We start from the raw sequence: 19498 nt of genomic DNA, 5'->3' as shown, positions 1-19498 counted from the left end.
CAACGCCTGAAGCACGAAGGCATAACGCGGATGCCAGCGAAAACGCAAACAGCCCAAGCCCACGTTAACGCACATTCCCACGACTAACAGACTTCAAACTACCGGACCACTTCATCGCCGGCAACTCAACACAACGATAAAAGACCCACGCAACAGCGACTGCCACAACCATAAAACCAAAACTCGGCAAGATCGACATCTGCAACGCCGAGCGATACAACACCGAAGACAGCAACACAAAAATAGGCAAATGAATCGAATAGAGCGAGAAGCTGAAATCGCCAAATCGAGAAAGCACCCGAATCACAGCCGTATCGTTCTGCCGCCGGCTCTTGAGCGCTTCATTCAGATAGAAAGCAAACCCAACAGCCCAAAACTGAAACGCCAGATACTGCCCAAACCGAAAGGCAACACACCCAAGCACTGTCAGCAAGACAGCCAACCCATACATCAGCCACGGCATGCGCTTACGCGAGGAAGCATCATCGCGCTTCAACTGCAATTCAGCGATCCACGCCCCGAGCATCCAGGAGAACCAGAACGACGTAAAGAACTGCAAGTCATGCCGTTCGAACACAAAAACCGAAGCGATATTAACGAGCGCCACAATCCCAAGCACAGGCAAGATCCCAAGCCGACGCCGCAGCGCAAATACCAGCGGATAAACCGCATAAAACTGCACTTCGAGCGACAGCGTCCACAGCGCGCCATTCGAGCCATACGTCTTGCCGGCCAAACCTTGCAGCGAGAACAGATTGACAAAAAACGCCTGAGGCCCGATATCGAGAATCTTGTGATTAACGGGCGGAAAGTGCAGGCTGGCCCAGTCAAGCGCAAGCGTGAGCAGCAGCGCGGCAAACAGCACAGGGTAAATGCGCGCAAACCGCCGCGCCCAGAAATTCATCGCATCGAGCCGATACGCAGAATTGTTCGCAAGACGCTGCGCAGCACCACGATGAATGCAATACCCGCTAATAACGAAAAAAATCGGCACCCCTGCCGAGCCCCACGCAATGGGCAGCGTCAGGTACGCAACAATCGTATTCAGATCGAATGATTTGCCCGCCACATGGTGAAAGCTCTGCATCCCCACCCATTCGACCTGGCGGCAATGAAAATAGGCCACCAGCAACGCGGCAAACCCGCGCATCGCGTCGATGACATGTTCCTTCCCGGCGACCTTCGCCTCGCTGCGCGCCGCCGGCGCAAAGGACAGGGACGAGCCGGTGGCGTCCAGTGCAGTGTCGCTCATGCGCGGTCCTTGTTCGTTGATGAATGAATTGGCGCGCCGCCCTCAAGACGTAGCACGCCCGCTTACGTATCCTAGGTGAAAGGGCGTGCAAAAAATCGACAAGAAATGATTCGAATTATTCAGGCTTTCATATTGCCAATGGCTTGCCGAAACCGACTGAAATTCAAATAGACGTCTGAATTATTTGACGTTTTTTTCGTGTTACGTTCATGCGGGGAAAACTTCTGACAGGGGTGGGGTCATGAACCTGCATTTGATCGCCGGCGTCGCCGTGTTGCTACTACTCGTTGCCGTGTCCGCGTACCGTGAAGCATTGCGCAACGAGCCGATCAGTCGTATCCGGATGAACCCGGAAAAGATGCCGCAGTTCGAAGAAAACGAGTGAGCGCATGAGGGCGGCGCTCGCCCTCGGCGTGATTGGCAAGATTTACGCGCCGCATGCATGGCGATTCAGATTGTTCACGTCATTCTTTCCGCACGAGTTTCAAATATCGGAACGAAGCATTGGAAAGGAACAATTTGAATTAATTTCAACGGGGCGCTATCAGTCCTTTCAAAATAATTTTCGGCTAGTCTTTTCCCGAACGACAATGCGCCGCCTCTCACGGCGATTGCATACATTCAATCAACCGAGTGGAAATGCATACCATGCTGAAAGTCACCAAAGCCGTCTTTCCTGTAGCGGGCCTCGGCACACGTTTTCTGCCCGCCACGAAGGCGAGCCCGAAGGAGATGCTGCCCATCGTCGATAAACCGCTGATCCAGTACGCGGTAGAAGAAGCGATCGCGGCAGGTATCACCGAAATGATCTTCGTCACAGGCCGCAGCAAGCGCGCGATCGAAGATCACTTCGACAAGTCTTATGAAATCGAGGCGGAACTCGAAGCGCGCGGCAAGGAGCAACTGCTCGATCTCGTGCGCAGCATCAAACCGGCGAACGTCGATTGCTTTTACGTGCGTCAGGCCGAAGCGCTCGGACTCGGCCATGCCGTGCTGTGCGCCGAAAAGCTGGTCGGCGAGAGCCCGTTCGCCGTGATCCTCGCGGACGACCTGTTGCACAGCGAACAGCCTGTGATGAAGCAACTGGTCGACGTCTTCAACCACTATCACAGCTCCGTGGTCGGTGTCGAAACCATCGCGCGCGAGGCAAGCCGCTCGTATGGCGTGGTTGATGGTAAGGAGTGGGAAGAGGACGTCATCAAGCTGTCGGGCATCGTCGAGAAGCCGGCACCCGACAAGGCGCCGTCGAATCTCGGCGTGGTCGGCCGCTATGTGCTGATGCCGACCATCTTCAAGCACATTCGCGCCCTGAAGCCGGGCGCGGGCGGCGAGCTGCAACTCACGGACGCGCTGCAGTCGCTGCTGACGGAAGAGCAGGTGCTCGCGTATCGCTACTTCGGCACGCGCTTCGATTGCGGCAGCAAGATTGGCTATCTGAAGGCGACGGTCGAATTCGCGCTGCGTCACCCGGAAGTGCGCAGCGAGTTCGAGGACTACCTGCAAAGCTATCTGCCGCTGCATCTGACCGCGGCCGCCGCCTGAAAGCAACGCCTGCGGCAACGACGGCGCGTCTACCGGCCGTCGCGCTGCAGGTCAGTCGGTGCAAGCGCGCGCGTCATCCGGACGACGCGGGCCCGCTGGCCGACGATGCGCGTGCGAGTATTGCGCGCACATCGTCGTCGGTGGTTTCGCTGAAGTCCGAATAAAACTGGCTGACGCTGAAGAACAGTTCCGGCGCGGTAACGCAGACATATTCGTCGACGTCATCGCCAATGCGCCCGGCCGCGTCGTGCGGCGCGACGGGCAACGCGGCAACGATCTTCGCCGGCGCGCGTGCGCGCAATGCACGCGCGGCTACCTTCATTGAAGCGCCCGTCGCGAGCCCATCGTCGACGATGATCGCGACGCGGCCCGTCACGTCGACGCTCGCGCGCCGCGGGTCGCAAAACAGTGCCTCGCGCCGCGCGAGTTGCGCTTTCTCATCCGCGAGCACGCGGTCGAATTCGGGCTGCGATACGCCCGTTTCGCGCATCAGTTCTTCGTCCACATACAGCGCGTCGCCCGACGCGATCGCGCCCATCGCCAGCTCGCATTGCCACGGCACGCCGAGCTTGCGAACCACGAGCACGTCGAGCGGCGCGCCCAGTGCGCAGGCGACTTCATACGCAACGGGAACGCCGCCGCGCGGCAACCCGAGCACGACGACATCGTCGCGTTGCGCGTAATGCTTCAGTTGCTCGGCGAGCGCACGGCCCGCGTCGGCGCGATCCGCAAATCGACGGTGCATGATTCGCTCCCACGTCCGCTACCTCTACGTCATTCACTATAGGACGTTGAGCATCGAGAGTGCCGATTCCTGCAGTGCGCGCAACACGCGGTTGAGCGCCGCTTCCGACGTTTCCTTGCCCATCGGCATGTTCGTGCTGAGCGCCGCGACGACTTCGCCATGACGGTTCTTCATCGGCACGGCGACGCCGCGCACGCCGATATCCAGCTGCTGCTCGATCACCGCGAATCCGTCGGCCTGCGCGCGGCGGACCTTTTCGAGCAGGCCCGTCTTGTTCGTGACCGTGTGCGGCGTGAAGGGCGTGAGCTCGGCGTCGTTGAGCCACGTCTGCATCGCTTCCTGATCGCGGTGATACGCGAGCAGCACGACGCCGGGGGAGGTGAGCGGGGCGGGCACGCGCGCGCCGAGCACGAACCCCGTCGTCATCACGCGCGACGTGCCGTTGCGCGCGATGAACACCAGCTCCCAATCGTCGAGCACGCTCACATAGACGGATTCGCCGATCGTCGCGCTCAGTTGCTGCAGGTACGGCTGTACGGTTTTCGGCAGCCGCGCCGAATCGAAATACGACCAGCCGACGCGCAGCACGCGCGGCGTCAACCCGTACAGCTTGCCGTCGCCCTGCACATAGCCGAGATGTTCGAGCGTCAACAGGTAGCGGCGCGCAGCCGTGCGCGTCATGCCCGTCAGTTGGGCGGCTTGGCTCGGCGTGAGGCGGGCGTGTTCGCTGTCGAACGACTCCAGGATCGCAAGGCCTTTTTCGAGGCCCGCGATCCAGTCGCGTTTGTCCAATGGCGGTCGGTTCATGGCAATCGATCCCTGATTTTGCGCGGCTAACGTATCGGTATGCGCGATTATCGCTCACTTATTGGTCATTACGCACCGTTTGTCGATATCGCCTGGCGCGAGGGGAACGTCGCCTCGATCGCTACCGCATCAGGCGGAAAACCGCGCCGACACTGTATGCGCCACACGACACCCAGCCTGGTGCTAACCCGCGAAGCGCGCGTTAATCGCACAGAAACGTGCGATTAACGCACATTCCGGGCACCAGGAGCATTGCCCACCCCATGGCGCTTGCCTATTCTTGAGCCACCTTAGCGCTTCAGGCCGTGCCGCATCGGATGAGCACTTCGGATGCGCCGCGCAGCGGCATCACAGGTTTCATCGAGAAAGGTTCTGCCATGAGTCACGCCACGAATCAGCCTTGCATCATCTCCGTCGCGATTACGGGTTCTGTGCCGCGCAAGAAGGACAACCCGGCGGTGCCGATCTCGATACCCGAGCAGGTCGAGAGCACGCATGAAGCGTATGAAGCCGGCGCAACCCTCGTGCATCTGCACGTGCGCGACGAAGAGGAGCGCTCGAGCTCCGACCGCAGCAGCTTCGCGACGCTGCAGGAAGGCATCCGCAAGCATTGCCCGGACATCATCATCCAGTTTTCGACGGGCGGGCGCGGACGTTCGTTCGAGCAACGCGGCGCGATGCTCGATTTGCGGCCCGATATGGCGTCGCTGGCCACGGGCTCGGTGAACTTCCCGACCACCGTCTACGAGAATCCGCCCGATTTCGTCCGCACCCTCGCGCAGACGATGCTCGATCACGACGTGAAGCCCGAAATCGAAATCTTCGATCTGGCCATGCTGTACAGCACCGTCGATCTCGTGCAACAAGGCCTGTTGAAAGAGCCCGTGCATGTGCAGTTCGTGATGGGCGTGAAGAACGCATTGCCCGCGCGACGCGAGATTCTCGAATTCGAAGTGGCGCAACTGCAGAAGCTGCTGCCGAGCGCGACGTGGACGGCAGCAGGCATTGGCCGGCATCAGCTCGAAGTGAACTACTGGACGCTCGAAATGGGCGGCCATTGCCGCACGGGTCTCGAAGACAACGTGCGCTGGGACAAGGACACGCTTGCAAAAAGCAATGCGCAACTCGTCGAGCGCGTCGCGAAGCTATGCGGCGAATACGGCCGTCCTGTCGCGACGGCGAAGCAGGCTCGCGAGCTGCTGGCGCTCAAGCCCGCTGCATAAACACGATTCCCGCACGATTCCCGACCTAAGCCATATCATGCTTCGCTCCATTGCCACCGTGTCGGTTAGCGGCACGCTCGTCGAGAAACTCGCTGCGATTCGTGCAGCGGGTTTCGACGGCGTCGAAATTTTCGAAAACGATCTGCTGTACTTCGACGGCTCGCCCGCCGACATCCGCAAGCGTTGCGCCGATCTCGGCCTGCAGATCACGCTGTTCCAGCCGTTCCGCGATTTCGAGGGCGTAACACAGGAGCGGCTCGCACAGAACCTGAACCGCGCGCAGCGCAAGTTCGAACTGATGCACGAACTCGGCACGGATCTCGTGCTCGTGTGCAGCAACGTCAATCCAAACGTGATCGCGGACGATGCGCTAATCGTCGATCAACTCGGCCAGCTTGCGTTGCTCGCCGAACGCGAAGGCGTGCGCGTGGGCTTCGAAGCACTGGCGTGGGGCAAGTACATAAACTCGTATCGACATGCATGGCGGCTCGTCGATACCGTCGATCATCCGAGTCTCGGCCTGATACTCGACAGCTTCCATACGCTGTCGATCGACGACCCGATCGATCCCATCGCGGAGATTCCGGGAGATCGCATCGCCTTCGTGCAGATCGCCGATGCGCCGTTGCAGAAGATGGATGTGCTCGAATGGAGCCGACACTATCGATGCTTCCCGGGGCAAGGCGATCTCGATGTCGCGGGCTTCGCTGACCGCGTGCTCGCAACGGGTTATCAAGGCCCGTTCTCGCTCGAAATTTTCAACGACGGTTTTCGCGCCGCGCCGACAGCCGCCACGGCCGCCGATGGCTACCGCTCGCTGCTGTATCTCGAAGAGCAGGCCGGGCTGAAGGGCGCCCGCTCGAAGGACGGTCAGCCGCTCTTCACGCCGCCTGCGCCGCCCGCGCATTCGGGCTTCCAGTTCATCGAGTTCGCCGTCGATTCGACCAGCGCGCCGCGTCTTGCGCAGCGCTTCGCCGAAGCGGGGTTTCATGCGGCGGGCAAGCATCGCTCGAAGGACGTGACGTTGTATCAGCAGGGCGGGGCGTCGATCGTGCTGAACGCGGAGACCGATTCGTTCGCCAGCGAGTTCTTTCACAGGCACGGGCTGTCGCTATGCGCGTCGGCGTTTCAGGTCGACGACGCAGCGCGCGTGTTCGAGCGCGCGACGTCGTTCGGCTATGCACCGTTTTCGGGCCGAGTCGGTCCGAACGAACGCGTCGTGCCGGGTGTGCGCGCGCCCGATGGCAGCCTGCATTACTTCGTCGATGCGCGGCCCGACGAGCCGACGCTCTATGAAGCTGACTTCGTGCTGAGCGCACATGACAGCGAACGCACGCAATCAGTGCAGGGCGAGTTGAAGCGCATCGATCACGTGTGCCTCGACCTGCCCGCCGACACACTCGATATGTGGATTCTTTACTTCAGGGCCGTGTTCGGTTTCGACGCGGAGCCCGCCTGGTTGCTTCCCGATCCTTACGGACTCGTGCGCAGCCGCGCGGTGCGCAGCGCAGACGGATCGGTGCGCATCGTTCTCAACGCATCGGTGGACGGACGGACTTCGACCGCGCAATCGCTGCACACGTATCGTGGATCGGGTCTCAATCACGTCGCATTCGACACCGACAATATTTTTGCGGCCGTCGAACAGTTGCGCGCACGCGACGTTCAGCTATTGCGAATCCCGTCGAACTATTACGATGACCTTGAAGCGCGTTACGATTTCGCCGACGACGTGGTGAAGCAGATGAAAGACGCCCACGTTCTTTACGACAGGGACGCGCAGGGCGGCGAGTTCTTCCATGTGTACACCGAGCAGATGGATGGCCGCTTCTTTCTGGAGGTCGTGCAGCGCAAGGGCGGTTACGACGGATACGGCGCGGTCAATGCGCCTGTGAGACTCGCTGCGCAGGCCCAACGCAAGCACAGCTAGGCGCAACGGTATGCAGTGAAGGATCGCTCGGCCCGATAGTGGTGCTTACCCGTAGCGATCTTCATGGCATCCGGATTTTCCCGCATTACTTCAGTTTTTCGTACTACCCGCAGCACCGGCGGCGACGGCACGCGTTTGTCCCGCCGCCGACAAAACGATGCGACGCATCGTCATAACACTCAATGACAAAGGATCAGGAGATGAAACGACGTTACCCCGAAGTCAAAGCCGCCCTGGCTGGCGCAGCGATGCTGGCCACACTGCCCGCGTTCGCGCAAAGCAGCGTGACGCTGTACGGCATCGTCGATAACGGCATCGGCTATCAGTCGAGCTCGACGACGCTCGGTTCGACCACAGGCGGACACTCGGCCGTCAAGATGGTCACGGGCGTATGGGCGGGCAGCCGCTTCGGCCTGAAGGGCGCAGAAGACCTCGGTGGCGGTACGAAGGCGATCTTCACACTGGAAGAGGGCTTCAGCGCGAACAGCGGCGCGATGTCGACGAACAATCTGATGTTCAGCCGCCAGGCGTTCGTCGGCGTGACGAACGCCACGTACGGTTCGCTGACGGCTGGCCGCCAGTACGCGTCGTACTACCAGCTGCTGTCGCCGTATAGCCCGACGACGTGGCTGACGGGTTTCTACGGCGCGCATGCGGGCGACGTCGACGGTCTCGATACGATCTATCGCGCGAACAATACGCTGCTGTACATGTCGCCGCAGCTTTACGGCTTCAAGTTCAGCGGCTCGTATTCGTTTGGCGGCGTGCCGGGCAGCGCGTATCAGGGCTCGACATGGAGCACGGCGGTCCAGTATTCGCAAGGTCCGATCGGCATCGCGGTGGGCTTTTCGAAGATCAACAACTCGAACGTGAATGGCGGCACGTTCGGCACCGATACGACGACGTCAAACGCGGGCGCGCAGGCGGGCATTTCGGCCGTGACCAATGGCTACCAGTCGGCACGCGCGCAGCAGCGCTTTGCCGTCGGCGGGGGCTATACGTTCAACAGCCAGTTCGACATCACGGCGACGTATTCGAACGTGCAGTACGTTCCGGGCATCGGTTCGGGCTTCCACGACCTGTCGATCTGGAACTCGGGCGGCATCGTGCTGCACTGGAAGCCGGCGGCTGCATGGGATTTCGCAACGGGCTACGCTTACACGCGCGCGACGAAGGCCAATGGCATCTCGAGCAGCGCGTCGTATTCGCAGGTCAACCTGTCCGAGTATTACTCGCTGTCCAAGCGTACGGGTCTGTATGCGTTGCAGGCGTATCAGCGCGCGAACGGCCAGACGCTCGGCACGAACGGCCGCAGCATCATCAACGCGACGGCGACGATCGGCGACGGCTTCAATTCGACGCCTTCGTCATCGCGCAGCATGGTGGGTGTGGGCGTCGGCATGGTGCATCGGTTCTGACGCTGTACGACGTAGCTAAAGCAGGACAGGGCGCCGCGATTGCGGCGCTTTTTTCGTTTTGTGCGTGGCGATGTGCGCTGCGCGCGCATTCGATGCAGGACCGTCGCTTGCTGCTCGCGTCGGCTGGCGGAGTCCGTTGCTTGCCGCGCCGACATGGGGCGATGACAGGAAACGGCCATCGACCGGGCGCATGATTGGCGGACGGCAGCGAGAGGTCGCCCGGCATGAAGGTGCTCAGCGGCTGCTACAATCCTGCGTCATTGCAATGAAGGTGAAGACATGGGCTTTGAACAACTGGCGAAGCTGAGGGACGAACTCGCCAAGCAGGCAAAGGCGCAGCGCAAGGAAAAGCAGGCTGCGGACAAGCCGGCTCCTCACGCGGGCGGCAAGGATCAGAAGGCGAAGGACGCAAGTCCGCGCGACGCTAATGCGCGCGACGCGAAACCCCGGGACGCGCGACGGGCGCCCAGGCCTGCGGACGCGAAGACGCACGGCAAGCCGGCGTCGGCTCGTCCGGCGGCAAAGCAGCAGAATCCCGTCGATCCCGTCGTGCATACGATCGGCAAGCTGCAGAAGCGGTTTCCGTTGGCGTTTCCGAAGAATCCTGCGCCGAAGGTGGCGCTGAAAATTGGCATTCTCGACGATCTGCTCAAGCAGGCCGGCGAACTGAAGCTGACCGAGCAGGAAGTCCGCGATGCCGTGAGCACCTGGTGCCGTGGCAGCCGCTACTGGGCGAGCTTGACGGAAGGCGCGTCGCGTGTGGATCTGAATGGCGCGGAAACGAGCAAGGTCACCGCGTCGGAATCCGCGTTCGCGCGACGCCGTTCGGGTGGACGGAACAAGCCTGCTGTGAAGGCTGGTGAAGATACGGGTGCGGCTGCGGCTGCGAAGCCTGCGGATGACGCGGCTGCGGCGCAGACGGACGGTGAAGGAAATGCACCGGCTGCGGATCAGGCGCAAGGTTGATCGATTGCGGGTTGATCCGGCGGGTCGTTGAGGATTGAGGCTGGAGGGAGCGGTGGTTGGTTTGCTGCTACCTGTTTGTGATTTTACATAATCTTAATTATCAACATTCAGTTTTGTAGTGGCTAAGTTGTAATGTCCGCTTTTAGCCAAGTTCAGATGTCCGCTTTTCGGACCATCGTAAGCTGACCGGTCGCCGGCTACCCGGCACTGGGAGCTTCGATGGCTGCGACAGAACGGATAACCATGACGATGCGCGAGCTGGACAGGTACAAGGTGATTCAGGACGTGGCGGACGGCATGCTCAAGCCGTGGCGCGCCGCGGAACGGCTCGGGCTGACGACGCGGCAGATCCGCAGACTGGTCGGCAGACTGCGTGATCTGGGTGCGCCGGGTCTCGTGTCGGGTCGTCGATCAAAGCCCAGCAACAACCGTCTGGATGCCGTGACGGCCGATCGTGCAATCTCGATCATCCGTGAGCGCTACGCGGATTTCGGGCCGACGCTGGCCTGCGAGAAGCTATATGAATGTCATGGCATTCGCCTGGCGAAGGAAACGGTGCGTGGGCTCATGACGGCCGCCGGCCTGTGGGTGCCGCGCCGCCAGCGTCCGCCGAAGGTCTACCAGCCGCGAGCGCGGCGCGCGTGCCTGGGCGAACTGATCCAGATCGACGGCAGCGAGCATGCGTGGTTTGAAGACCGCGCGCCGCAATGTACGCTGCTGGTGTACGTGGACGACGCGACGAGCCGCCTGATGACGCTGCACTTCACGGCCACCGAATCGACCTTCAGTTATTTTGAAGCGACGCGCGCGTACATCGAACGCCATGGCAAGCCCGGCGCTTTCTATAGCGACAAGGCGAGCGTCTTTCGCAGTACAACCGCCAGCAAGACTGGCACCAGCGTGACGCACTTCGGCCGGGCAATGTACGAGCTGAACATTGACGCGTTCTGTGCGAACAGCAGCCCGGCCAAGGGGCGCGTCGAGCGCGCCCACCTGACGCTACAGGATCGCCTGGTCAAGGAACTGAGGCTGCGTGGTATCAGCACAGTGGCTGAAGCCAACGCCTGGGCACCGTCATTCATCGCGGCGTACAACGCGCGCTTTGCGAAGCCCCCAAAGAGCGATTTCGACGCGCACCGCCCTTTGCGCGTTGATGAGAATCTCGATCTGGTGCTGACGTGGCGTGAACCGCGGAAAGTCACGAAGTCGCTCACGGCGCAGTACGACCGGGTCATGTATCTGCTGGACGATACGCCGGAGAACCGGGCGCTGATCGATCGGTATATCGAGGTGTGGGAGTACCCGGATGGGCGTATCGAACTGCGGGGAAACGGACGTGTATTGCCCTGCAGGCAATATGACCGGCTGGCCGAAATCGATCAGGGCGCGGTGGTCGAGCACAAGCGGCTGGCTCATGTGCTGCAGGTCGCGCAGGCGATTCAGGCTCAACGCGACAACAGCAGGATCGGTAAAGCTCCGTCCCGGACGAACCGGGGCGACTCGACCCGGACCAACCGGAACGTACGTGAGCCGGGCAAGAAGAAGCAGCGCGAGTTCACCCAGGCGGATATGGAGCGTGCAATTGTGGATCTGGCTCAACACAAAAAGGCTGAGCCCTCACCCGGCAAACCTGGCCGGCGGTCCGCAAGCGACAGTGGAACAGGCGTAAGCGCCCTGCCCGTTCAGGCGCCATCCTTCGACACTGCGTGAACTGAAACCCCCGGGATAGAGATTTCTAACCCCGCAAAAGCGGACATCTGAACTTGGCTGGACAGCGGACATCTGAATCTGGCTTTGACAAGTTTGTAGCGGCTATATCCTAATGTCGTGTTCTGGCAATTTACAGATGTCGCGTTTTACGGCTGGCAAGCCCTCCACGCAGCGATGTTGAGTCGGTCGCCGAAAACGAAAGTCCCACCGCCCGGCGTTGCGCCGCACCCGGCCCATTCCCGCTGCAGGACGCCTTGCCAGGCACACGGCCGTTTTTGAAGACCCCGAGAAGCGTTAGAGCATCAACCGTACGGCCTCAGGCTCGTCCGGTTCGAACCAGTCCGGGTTGAGCTGCGCCACTGGCCCGAGCGACACCAGAATCTCCCGCAAATGCGCGCGCATCGCGTTTTCCGCGGCGTCGGGATCGTGCGCCTTCAGCCCGCTCACGATCAGCGCGTGCTGCCTGATCAGCAGGTCGAGCGGCGACACTTCATGCAGGCTCAGATAGCGCACACGATCCATCTGCGCCTTGATGTCCTGGATCGTCTCCCACGCCGCCACGCAATCGATGGACTGAGCGATCAGGAAGTGAAACTGCTCGTCGCAGGCCAGGAACGCGGCCGTGTCATTGACTTTTGCCGCCACCTTCTGCTCGCGCAGATTCGCGGCAAGTTCCGCCAGTTGCGCATCGGTAATCGCCACAGCTGCCTTGCGTACGACCGCCGCTTCAATCGCCTCGCGAATGAAACGCCCCTCGCGCACCTTGCGCGGGGAGATCCGCTTCACGAAGGTGCCGCGCTGCGGCAACACCTGCAGCACGCCAGCCTCGACGAGCTTGATGAAGGCTTCGCGCACGGGCTGCCGCGACACCTGAAACATCTCCGACACCTCTTTCTCTGAAAGCGGCGTGCCGGGCGCGAGCAGCCCCGTAAAGATCGCCTCGCGCAACGAGCGGAAGATCTGCTTGCCGATCGGCTCGTGCGATTCGACGGACAAACCCATCAGCGCGCCGCGCAGCGGCGTTTTCACTTCGCCGTCGGAAACCGCGCGGGCCTGACTTGCGACGGGGGCAACGGTCAGCGTGGCGGTTCTCTTCTCGCGCCGCGACGCGGGCTTCGGGCTTGCAATTTTCGTATCCATACCGGTAATCGAAGACTAGTATCGTCAAACTACCATACTAGTTTACGCTCTGCCGGGGCTTTTTGCGACTTGGGTTCGCGGATGAAAACCAGCGCACACAGCGCGCCGATCACCGCGATCGCCCCAGCCAGCACGAACGCGCTACCGTACGCGCCGTGCGTGGCCTGCACGATGAAGCCCGTCACGGCCGGTCCGATCACGCCCGCGAGATTGGCGAGCAGATGCACGAAGCCGCCCACGCCGCCCACGTTCTCGCGGCGCACCGTATCCTGGATCACTGCCCAGTAGACCGAGCCGGTGACATACAGGAAGAAAATCGAAACCGACATCAGCGCCACGGCGCCCTGCATGCTCTGCACGCGTCCGGCGAAGCCCACGCATACGGCCGCCGCGCCCAGGCACACCGACAGCACGATCCGGCGCGACAGCAACGGCTTGCCCGTCAGTCGCAGGATGAAGTCGGTGATGAAGCCGCCTGCCGCGAGCCCGATGCTGCCGAGCACCCACGGAATCACCGTCGCGATGCTCATGTCGTGCAGCGACATGTGATGAGCTTCCGTCAGATAGGTCGGGAACCACGACAGAAAGAAGAACAGCACGTAGTTGTAGGAGAAGAACGCCAGCGCGGTCGCGAGGATGATGGGTTGCTTCAGGTAGAAGCCCAGTCCCGTCTTCTTGCCCGCAGGCGCATGTTCCATCGACGAAGCCTGCTGCTGGCCGGCGACGATCAGATCGAGTTCGGCCGGCTTCACGCGCCTGTTCTGCTGCGGATGTTCGGTCGTGGCAAACGACCAGAACACGAGCCACGCGAGGCCGAACACCATGATCGCGACGAACGCCCAGCGCCAGCCGAACTGGATCGCCATATAGCCGACCACAGGCCCCGCGAGCGCGCCACCGAGCGGCGTACCCGAGCTGATGACGCCGATCGCGCTCGCGACTTCGCGGCGCGGAAACCAGTTGTTCACCATCTTGCTGTTCGACGAACTGAACGGGCCCTCCCCCATGCCGAACAGCACGCGCAGCACGATCAGCGAGACAAGCCCGCTCGCGAGCGCGGTGGCGCCGCAGAAGATCGACCAGATGCCCATTGCGCCGCCGAACACTTTCTTCGCGCCAAATTTATCGGAGGCTACGCCGCCGATGAAGTTGAACAGCGCATAGCCGATGAAGAAACTGCTGAACACGATGCCCATCTGCGCATGCGAGAAGTTCAGGTCCTTCTGTATCAGCGGCGCGGCAATCGAAAGCGCCGCGCGGTCGAGATAATTGATGACGCCCGCAAGAAACAGCAGGCCGACGACGAACCATCGCTGGCTCTTGATCATGGTGTGTGTCTCCAGTGCTCCGCCTCTTTGTGTGCCCGGGCGGTTCATGTGGATGAGTTAGTCGAACTTCAGATGAACCTTCATCGATTGCGTGCGGTCATGCGCGACTTCGAACGCACGGTTCGCTTCTTCGAGCGAGAACGCGTGCGTCATCAGCGGGCGCAGATCGATCTTGTGCGCGCCGAGTTCTTCGGCAGCAACGGCGTATTCGTCGGTGAAGCGGAACGAGCCCTGATAGCGAAGCTCCTTCGACATCACCAGATTCGCCGCCACGGGTGACTGCCCTGCCGGCAAATTGCCGACCTGGATGACCGTGCCGCCCGCGCGCGCGGCGCGCAGTGCCGTATCGAGGCCAGCCGTACTACCCGACGCTTCCAGCACCACGTCGAAAGTGCCGCGCTGCTGCGCCCACTGATCGATGCGTGCGTGATCGTTGGCGAGCACGGTTTCGTCGGCGCCGAGTGTCGATGCCATTTGCAACGCTTTTTCCGCGAGATCGAGCGCAACGATGCGGTGCGCGCCCGCCCGCTTCGCCACCGCGAGCAGAATGCAACCGATCGGTCCACAACCCACCAGCAGCACCTTCGCTCCGACCAGCGACCCCGCAAGACGCAGCGCATGCAGCGCCACCGCGAGCGGTTCGGCCATCGACGCCTGCGCGAAGTCGAGTCCGTCCGGTACGGGCACGCATTGATGCGCGCTCACCGCGATGAACTGACGGAACATGCCCTGCATGTGCGGAAACGTCGACGCGCTGCCCATGAAGCGCATGTTCAGGCAATGATTCGGCATGCCCTTGACGCAGTATCGGCAGACGCCGCAGTTGAGTCCCGGATTCACGGCGACACGCTGCCCGACTGCAAGGCCGCTCACGCCCTCGCCTAGCGCCGCAACTTCACCCGCGACTTCATGACCCAGCACGAACGGCTCGCGCACCGCGAAATCGCCGCTCTTGCCCTTGAAGTAATACGAGAGATCGGAGCCGCAGATGCCGCCGGCGCGTACGCGAATCTGGACCTGACCGGCTTGCGGTTGCGGATCATCGAGTTCGTCGATGAGGAGTTTCTTTGGTTCGTGGAGAACGGCTGCAAACATGGTCGTGATCCTGTATCAAAGTGCTGTCGTATCGGCGTGCCTGTTGGCGTGCTATTGGCGTGCTATTGGCGCGCAGCGAATGCGGCCGATGCGTGTGCTTCCTGCAAGGCTGGCTCGCGCTGCGGCGCGCCCCAGTCGTGGAGATCCCCGCCGCGTCGCGCGGGAGCGGTTTCGGGTAGAAGGAAAATGCAGACGGCCGAGACGATCCCGAGCAACGCCACATAAATGACGAGCCCGATCGAATTTCCGTGCGTCGCCTGAATCAGTTTGACCGCGACAAGTCCGAGCACGCCGCTGCCGATCAGCGATCCAATCTGCCAGATGAGCGCAATGCCGCTGCATCGCACGCGCGCTGGAAAAAGCTCTGGGAAAAGCGACGCCTGAGGCGCATAGCACAGGCTGTGACCGACTGAGATCGCGAGGATCATCGCGGCCTGGATCGCGAGGCGGTTGCCGCTATCGACTGCATGGAACAGCGGCACGACGAGTAGCACCTGCAGCACCGCCCCTGCGATGAAAGTCGTGCGCCGGCCAATCCGGTCCGACAGCGCGCCCGCCAGCGGAATGGCGAATAGCTCGAGCACGACAGCAACGATGATGGTCTGCAGCAGCAGGCTTTCGCTGATGCCGTGCGCACGTCCGTAGGCGAGAACGATCATCGTGTACATCGCGAACGTACACGCTTCGATCAACTTTGCGCCAACGCCTTTCACGATGGTCGGTCCGAACTGCTTCACGACCTCGACCACCGGCCGCGACTCGACTGCCTTGGTTTCGCGGATGCTGGCGAAGATGGGCGACTCTTCCGTGCGCAGCCGGATATACAGGCCGACTACGACCAGTACGATGCTGCCCAGAAACGGTAGACGCCAGCCCCAGTCCATCAGTTGCTCATGCGTGAGTGTGGCGCTCAGTAACGCAAAGAGACCCGACGGAATCAGGAAGCCCGCAGGTGCGCCGAGCTGCACGAGACTCGCAAAAAAACCGCGCTCGCGAGGCGGTGCATATTCCGCCGTCAACAACACCGCGCCCGCCTGCTCACCACCTACCCCGAAGCCCTGTAGCACGCGTATCAGGATCAGCGAAGCAGGCGCCCAGACACCGATCTGCGAATAGTCCGGCAGCAAGCCGATCGCGAACGTCCCCAGCCCGACGATCAGGATCGTGGCGATCAACGCCTTCTTGCGTCCAATGCGATCGCCGAAATGCCCGAACACGATGCCGCCGAGCGGCCGTGCCACGAACCCCACGGCATAGGTCGCAAATGCCGCGAGCGTGCCGATCAGCGGGTCGCTCGAAGGGAAGAACTTTGCGCCAAACACGAGCACGGCAGCCGTGCCGTACACGAAGAAATCGTAGTACTCGGCGGCTGTGCCGATCGTCGATGCAGCCGCCACGCGCCGCAGCATCGCACGGGTTTTCCTGTCTGCCATGCCTGTCTCCTGGCTGTCGTTTTATCTGTCGAAGGGACTTACCAGTTCCACAGCGTGCCGTCTTCAAGCCGCGCGACGGGCAGATACGCCGGGTCGTACGGATAGCGCGCGGCCGCTTCCTCATCGATATCGACGCCATGTCCCGGCGCCTCGCCCGGATGCATCATGCCGTGATCGAAGCTCCATGCATGCGGAAACACGTCGAGCGCTTCCTTCGGGAAGCCCATGTATTCCTGCACGCCAAAGTTCGGCACCCACAGGTCGAAGTGGAGCGCCGCGCCCATGCAGACGGGTGATAGGTCCGACGGCCCGTGACAGCCCGTGCGCACCTGATAGAGCGAAGCGAAATCGGCGATGCGCTTCAGGTGCGTGATGCCGCCTGCGTGCGTGAGTGTCGCGCGGATGTAGTCGATCAACTGCTCTTCGATCAGTTGCTTGCAGTCCCAGATGCTGTTGAACACTTCGCCGACCGCAATCGGCGTGACCGTGTGCTCGCGGATCAGACGGAAGCCCGCCTGGTTTTCGGCGGGCGTCGGGTCTTCCATCCAGAAGAGCCGATACGGTTCGACCGATTTACCCAGGCGCGCCGCTTCGATCGGCGTGAGCCGGTGATGCACGTCGTGCAGCATGTGGGTATCGAAGCCAAACTTGTCGCGCACGGCTTCGAAGAGCTTCGGTACGAAGTCGAGATACTTTTCCGTCGACCAGCTTTGCTCCTCGACGGCACCTTTGGTCGCCGGCTCGTACATGCCAGAGCCCTTCGACACACCATAGACCGAGCGCATGTTCGGCACGCCGCACTGAATGCGAATAGCCTTGTAGCCGGCTTCGATGTGTTCTTCGTAACGGTCGAGTGCTTCGGGAATGTCGCGTCCCGTCGCGTGGCCGTAGACCATCACGCCTTCACGCGACGCGCCACCCAGCAGCCGGTACAACGGCAGGTTGGCCACCTTGCCGAGAATGTCCCACAGCGCCATGTCGACGGCGGCGATCGCGGTCATCGTTACCGGGCCGCGGCGCCAGTAAGCGCCCTTGTAAAGAAACTGCCAGATATCCTCGATGCGTCCCGGATCGCGCCCGACCAGCAACGGGCACACATGATCCTTCAGATACGACGCCACCGCGAGTTCGCGGCCGTTCAACGTGGCATCGCCGATGCCATGCACGCCCTCGTCCGTCACAACCTTGAGCGTGACGAAGTTGCGGCCGGGACACGTGACGATCACATCGGCGCGGACGATTTTCATGGGGATTTCCTTGAGTCGCATTCGATGGAAGTGATGCTACCATACAAGTATATTCAATCGTCAACAACGGGTTTTCCCGCGCTTCGGACCTGAACATGACCGCCAAGCCATCGCTTTGCCGCAATGCACTCGACCCATTGAACGACCACCTGCTGGGGCCGGCGTGGCGCGATCCACGTATCGGTATCGTTCATCTGGGGATCGGAAATTTTCATCGCGCGCACGAGGCGGTTTATACGGAAGAAGCGATGCTCGCGGCGGGTGGCGACTGGGGCATCTGCGGCGTGACGTTGCAGGGCGACGTGGGCAAGCGCGATGCCTTGATGGCGCAGGACGGTTTGTATAGCGTGGTCGAACGCGGGCCCGAAGGCGTGCGCGTCACGGTGATTCGTGCGCTCAAGGAAGTGCTCGCGATGCCTCACGACCGTGCGCGTCTTTCCGAACTGCTAGCCGATGAAAACGTGCGCATCGTCTCGCTGACGGTCACCGAGAAGGGCTATTGCCGCGATACGCGAACGGGCGACGTGGACCTGAACCACGCAGGGATCGCGCATGATCTGGCGCATCCGGACGAGCCGTCCACTGTACCTGGCATCCTCGCCGCCGCCCTCAGACAAAGACGCGATGCCGGCACGCCGCCCTTCACTGTGCTGTCGTGCGACAACCTTTCGCACAACGGCGCGGCCTTGAAGCAGGCAGTCGCGTCGTTCGCACGCGTGCTGGAGCGTGAACTCGCCGACTGGATCGACGCGCATGTCGCGTTTCCGTCGACGATGGTGGACCGCATCGTGCCCTCCACCACCGACGCCGACCGCGAAGCGGCGCTGAACGCGTTGAATACGCACGACGCCGTGCCCGTGCCGTGCGAGCCGTTTCGCCAATGGGTGATCGAAGATTACTTTCCGTCGGGACGCCCCGCGTGGGAACGAGCCGGCGCACAACTCGTCGATGACGTGATGCCGTTCGAGCTCGCCAAGCTGCGCATGCTCAACGGCACGCATTCGACGCTCGCGTATCTGTCGATGCTCGCGGGCTTCACGACCATCGACGAAGCGATCGCCCATCCGCCGCTGAGAGCACTGATCCACGCGATGATGACGGACGAAATCGCGCCGACGCTCGACGTGCCGCCTTCATTCGACGTGCTCGCCTATCGTGACGCACTGCTCGCGCGTTATGCGAATGCGGCGCTCAAGCATCGCACCGCGCAGATCGCGATGGACGGAAGCCAGAAGATTCCGCCTCGGCTGCTCGCAACGATCGAGGCGCGTTTGAACGCAGGGCAATCGATCGAACGGCTTACGCTGGCCGTCGCGGCATGGCTCGTGTTCCTGCGCGGACACGCCGACGACGGCACGCGTTATGACATCAGCGATCCGATGGCTGCACGCCTCACGGCGAGTGTCGCTAGCGATCCGCAGCAACTCGTCGAAACGATGCTGGCGATCAACGAGGTGTTCCCGCCCGAACTGGCGAACCGGGAGGTTTTCCGGCGACGGCTGGTGGACGCTGTCAGGCTGCTACAGCACGGCGCACGACAAGCCATCGCGATTGAGCGCGACTGACGCGCCGGCTCGAGCCTGCAACTGCTCGAACCTGCAACTGCTCGAACGCCAGCGATACGATCTGGCAGAGCACCAGCAATAGCTGCAGGCTTATGTC

16 protein-coding genes are annotated in these 19498 nt (G+C 61.8%); 8 read left to right on the top strand and 8 right to left on the bottom strand.

The annotated features are described in order from the left end of the window. Positions 1-64 precede the first annotated feature (64 nt). Positions 65-1252 (bottom strand): acyltransferase family protein, encoded by a 1188-nt coding sequence (locus C2L65_RS07915; protein ID WP_042317177.1) that lies wholly within the window; start codon positions 1250-1252, stop codon positions 65-67. A gap of 241 nt (positions 1253-1493) precedes the next feature. On the opposite strand from C2L65_RS07915, the gene C2L65_RS46105 reads away from it, so the two are divergent. Both C2L65_RS46105 and galU read left to right on the top strand, forming a co-directional pair. Further along, positions 1494-1637 carry a hypothetical protein gene (locus C2L65_RS46105; protein ID WP_007749838.1) on the top strand — a complete coding sequence of 48 codons (144 nt, stop codon included), beginning with the start codon at positions 1494-1496 and terminating at the stop codon, positions 1635-1637. A 263-nt stretch (positions 1638-1900) separates the two neighbouring features. Next, positions 1901-2794 carry a UTP--glucose-1-phosphate uridylyltransferase GalU gene (gene galU / locus C2L65_RS07910; protein ID WP_042317185.1) on the top strand — a complete coding sequence of 298 codons (894 nt, stop codon included), beginning with the start codon at positions 1901-1903 and terminating at the stop codon, positions 2792-2794. Between the two features lie 73 nt (positions 2795-2867). Here the strand turns inward: galU and C2L65_RS07905 are convergent, their stop codons facing one another. Beyond that, positions 2868-3539 carry a phosphoribosyltransferase gene (locus tag C2L65_RS07905; RefSeq protein ID WP_042317181.1) on the bottom strand — a complete coding sequence of 224 codons (672 nt, stop codon included), beginning with the start codon at positions 3537-3539 and terminating at the stop codon, positions 2868-2870. A gap of 36 nt (positions 3540-3575) precedes the next feature. After that, entirely contained in the window at positions 3576-4346 is a 771-nt protein-coding gene (locus tag C2L65_RS07900) for an IclR family transcriptional regulator domain-containing protein (RefSeq protein WP_007585999.1), read from the bottom strand. 377 nt (positions 4347-4723) lie between these two features. On the opposite strand from C2L65_RS07900, the gene C2L65_RS07895 reads away from it, so the two are divergent. From C2L65_RS07895 to C2L65_RS07875, 5 genes are all read left to right on the top strand, one after another. After that, a complete protein-coding gene (locus tag C2L65_RS07895) occupies positions 4724-5569 on the top strand; it encodes a 3-oxoadipate:acetyl-CoA acetyltransferase (RefSeq protein WP_042317187.1) in 846 nt (281 codons plus the stop codon). Between the two features lie 37 nt (positions 5570-5606). Beyond that, on the top strand, positions 5607-7499 hold the full coding sequence (locus C2L65_RS07890; RefSeq protein WP_042317183.1) for a bifunctional sugar phosphate isomerase/epimerase/4-hydroxyphenylpyruvate dioxygenase family protein: 1893 nt from the start codon (positions 5607-5609) through the stop codon (positions 7497-7499). Between the two features lie 200 nt (positions 7500-7699). Then, entirely contained in the window at positions 7700-8917 is a 1218-nt protein-coding gene (locus C2L65_RS07885; RefSeq protein WP_233446490.1) for a porin, read from the top strand. A gap of 279 nt (positions 8918-9196) precedes the next feature. Beyond that, positions 9197-9883, top strand: a complete 687-nt coding sequence (locus C2L65_RS07880; protein WP_042317423.1) for a ProQ/FinO family protein — start codon at positions 9197-9199, stop codon at positions 9881-9883. Between the two features lie 219 nt (positions 9884-10102). Continuing rightward, positions 10103-11593, top strand: a complete 1491-nt coding sequence (locus C2L65_RS07875) for an ISNCY family transposase (RefSeq protein WP_042317373.1) — start codon at positions 10103-10105, stop codon at positions 11591-11593. Positions 11594-11887: 294 nt separating this feature from the next. Here the strand turns inward: C2L65_RS07875 and C2L65_RS07870 are convergent, their stop codons facing one another. From C2L65_RS07870 to manD, 5 genes are all read right to left on the bottom strand, one after another. Continuing rightward, positions 11888-12733 (bottom strand): GntR family transcriptional regulator, encoded by an 846-nt coding sequence (locus tag C2L65_RS07870; protein WP_081921298.1) that lies wholly within the window; start codon positions 12731-12733, stop codon positions 11888-11890. Between the two features lie 29 nt (positions 12734-12762). Beyond that, positions 12763-14061 (bottom strand): MFS transporter, encoded by a 1299-nt coding sequence (locus C2L65_RS07865; protein WP_042313626.1) that lies wholly within the window; start codon positions 14059-14061, stop codon positions 12763-12765. A gap of 57 nt (positions 14062-14118) precedes the next feature. Beyond that, positions 14119-15156 carry an L-idonate 5-dehydrogenase gene (locus C2L65_RS07860; protein WP_042313627.1) on the bottom strand — a complete coding sequence of 346 codons (1038 nt, stop codon included), beginning with the start codon at positions 15154-15156 and terminating at the stop codon, positions 14119-14121. A gap of 62 nt (positions 15157-15218) precedes the next feature. Continuing rightward, entirely contained in the window at positions 15219-16589 is a 1371-nt protein-coding gene (locus C2L65_RS07855) for an MFS transporter (RefSeq protein WP_042313628.1), read from the bottom strand. Positions 16590-16627: 38 nt separating this feature from the next. Next, positions 16628-17836: a D-mannonate dehydratase ManD gene (gene manD, locus C2L65_RS07850; protein ID WP_042313630.1), complete on the bottom strand. Its 1209-nt coding sequence runs from the start codon at positions 17834-17836 to the stop codon at positions 16628-16630. Positions 17837-17931: 95 nt separating this feature from the next. Between manD and C2L65_RS07845 the strand changes: the two genes are divergently transcribed. Next, positions 17932-19401, top strand: coding sequence for a mannitol dehydrogenase family protein (locus C2L65_RS07845; protein WP_042313633.1), 1470 nt, complete (start codon positions 17932-17934; stop codon positions 19399-19401). Positions 19402-19498 lie beyond the last annotated feature (97 nt).

Origin of the sequence: Paraburkholderia terrae, from assembly GCF_002902925.1 — a bacterium.
Taxonomy (GTDB): Bacteria; Pseudomonadota; Gammaproteobacteria; order Burkholderiales; family Burkholderiaceae; genus Paraburkholderia; species Paraburkholderia terrae.
This window is presented reverse-complemented; position numbering and strand designations above follow the sequence as displayed.

What these genes read in the sequence shown, in the direction of transcription:
- C2L65_RS07915 (WP_042317177.1), bottom strand. Translation starts at nt 1,252, where the DNA reads ATGAGCGACACTGCACTGGACGCCACCGGCTCGTCCCTGTCCTTTGCG.
- C2L65_RS46105 (WP_007749838.1), top strand. Translation starts at nt 1,494, where the DNA reads ATGAACCTGCATTTGATCGCCGGCGTCGCCGTGTTGCTACTACTCGTT.
- galU (WP_042317185.1), top strand. Translation starts at nt 1,901, where the DNA reads ATGCTGAAAGTCACCAAAGCCGTCTTTCCTGTAGCGGGCCTCGGCACA.
- C2L65_RS07905 (WP_042317181.1), bottom strand. Translation starts at nt 3,539, where the DNA reads ATGCACCGTCGATTTGCGGATCGCGCCGACGCGGGCCGTGCGCTCGCC.
- C2L65_RS07900 (WP_007585999.1), bottom strand. Translation starts at nt 4,346, where the DNA reads ATGAACCGACCGCCATTGGACAAACGCGACTGGATCGCGGGCCTCGAA.
- C2L65_RS07895 (WP_042317187.1), top strand. Translation starts at nt 4,724, where the DNA reads ATGAGTCACGCCACGAATCAGCCTTGCATCATCTCCGTCGCGATTACG.
- C2L65_RS07890 (WP_042317183.1), top strand. Translation starts at nt 5,607, where the DNA reads ATGCTTCGCTCCATTGCCACCGTGTCGGTTAGCGGCACGCTCGTCGAG.
- C2L65_RS07885 (WP_233446490.1), top strand. Translation starts at nt 7,700, where the DNA reads ATGAAACGACGTTACCCCGAAGTCAAAGCCGCCCTGGCTGGCGCAGCG.
- C2L65_RS07880 (WP_042317423.1), top strand. Translation starts at nt 9,197, where the DNA reads ATGGGCTTTGAACAACTGGCGAAGCTGAGGGACGAACTCGCCAAGCAG.
- C2L65_RS07875 (WP_042317373.1), top strand. Translation starts at nt 10,103, where the DNA reads ATGGCTGCGACAGAACGGATAACCATGACGATGCGCGAGCTGGACAGG.
- C2L65_RS07870 (WP_081921298.1), bottom strand. Translation starts at nt 12,733, where the DNA reads ATGGATACGAAAATTGCAAGCCCGAAGCCCGCGTCGCGGCGCGAGAAG.
- C2L65_RS07865 (WP_042313626.1), bottom strand. Translation starts at nt 14,061, where the DNA reads ATGATCAAGAGCCAGCGATGGTTCGTCGTCGGCCTGCTGTTTCTTGCG.
- C2L65_RS07860 (WP_042313627.1), bottom strand. Translation starts at nt 15,156, where the DNA reads ATGTTTGCAGCCGTTCTCCACGAACCAAAGAAACTCCTCATCGACGAA.
- C2L65_RS07855 (WP_042313628.1), bottom strand. Translation starts at nt 16,589, where the DNA reads ATGGCAGACAGGAAAACCCGTGCGATGCTGCGGCGCGTGGCGGCTGCA.
- manD (WP_042313630.1), bottom strand. Translation starts at nt 17,836, where the DNA reads ATGAAAATCGTCCGCGCCGATGTGATCGTCACGTGTCCCGGCCGCAAC.
- C2L65_RS07845 (WP_042313633.1), top strand. Translation starts at nt 17,932, where the DNA reads ATGACCGCCAAGCCATCGCTTTGCCGCAATGCACTCGACCCATTGAAC.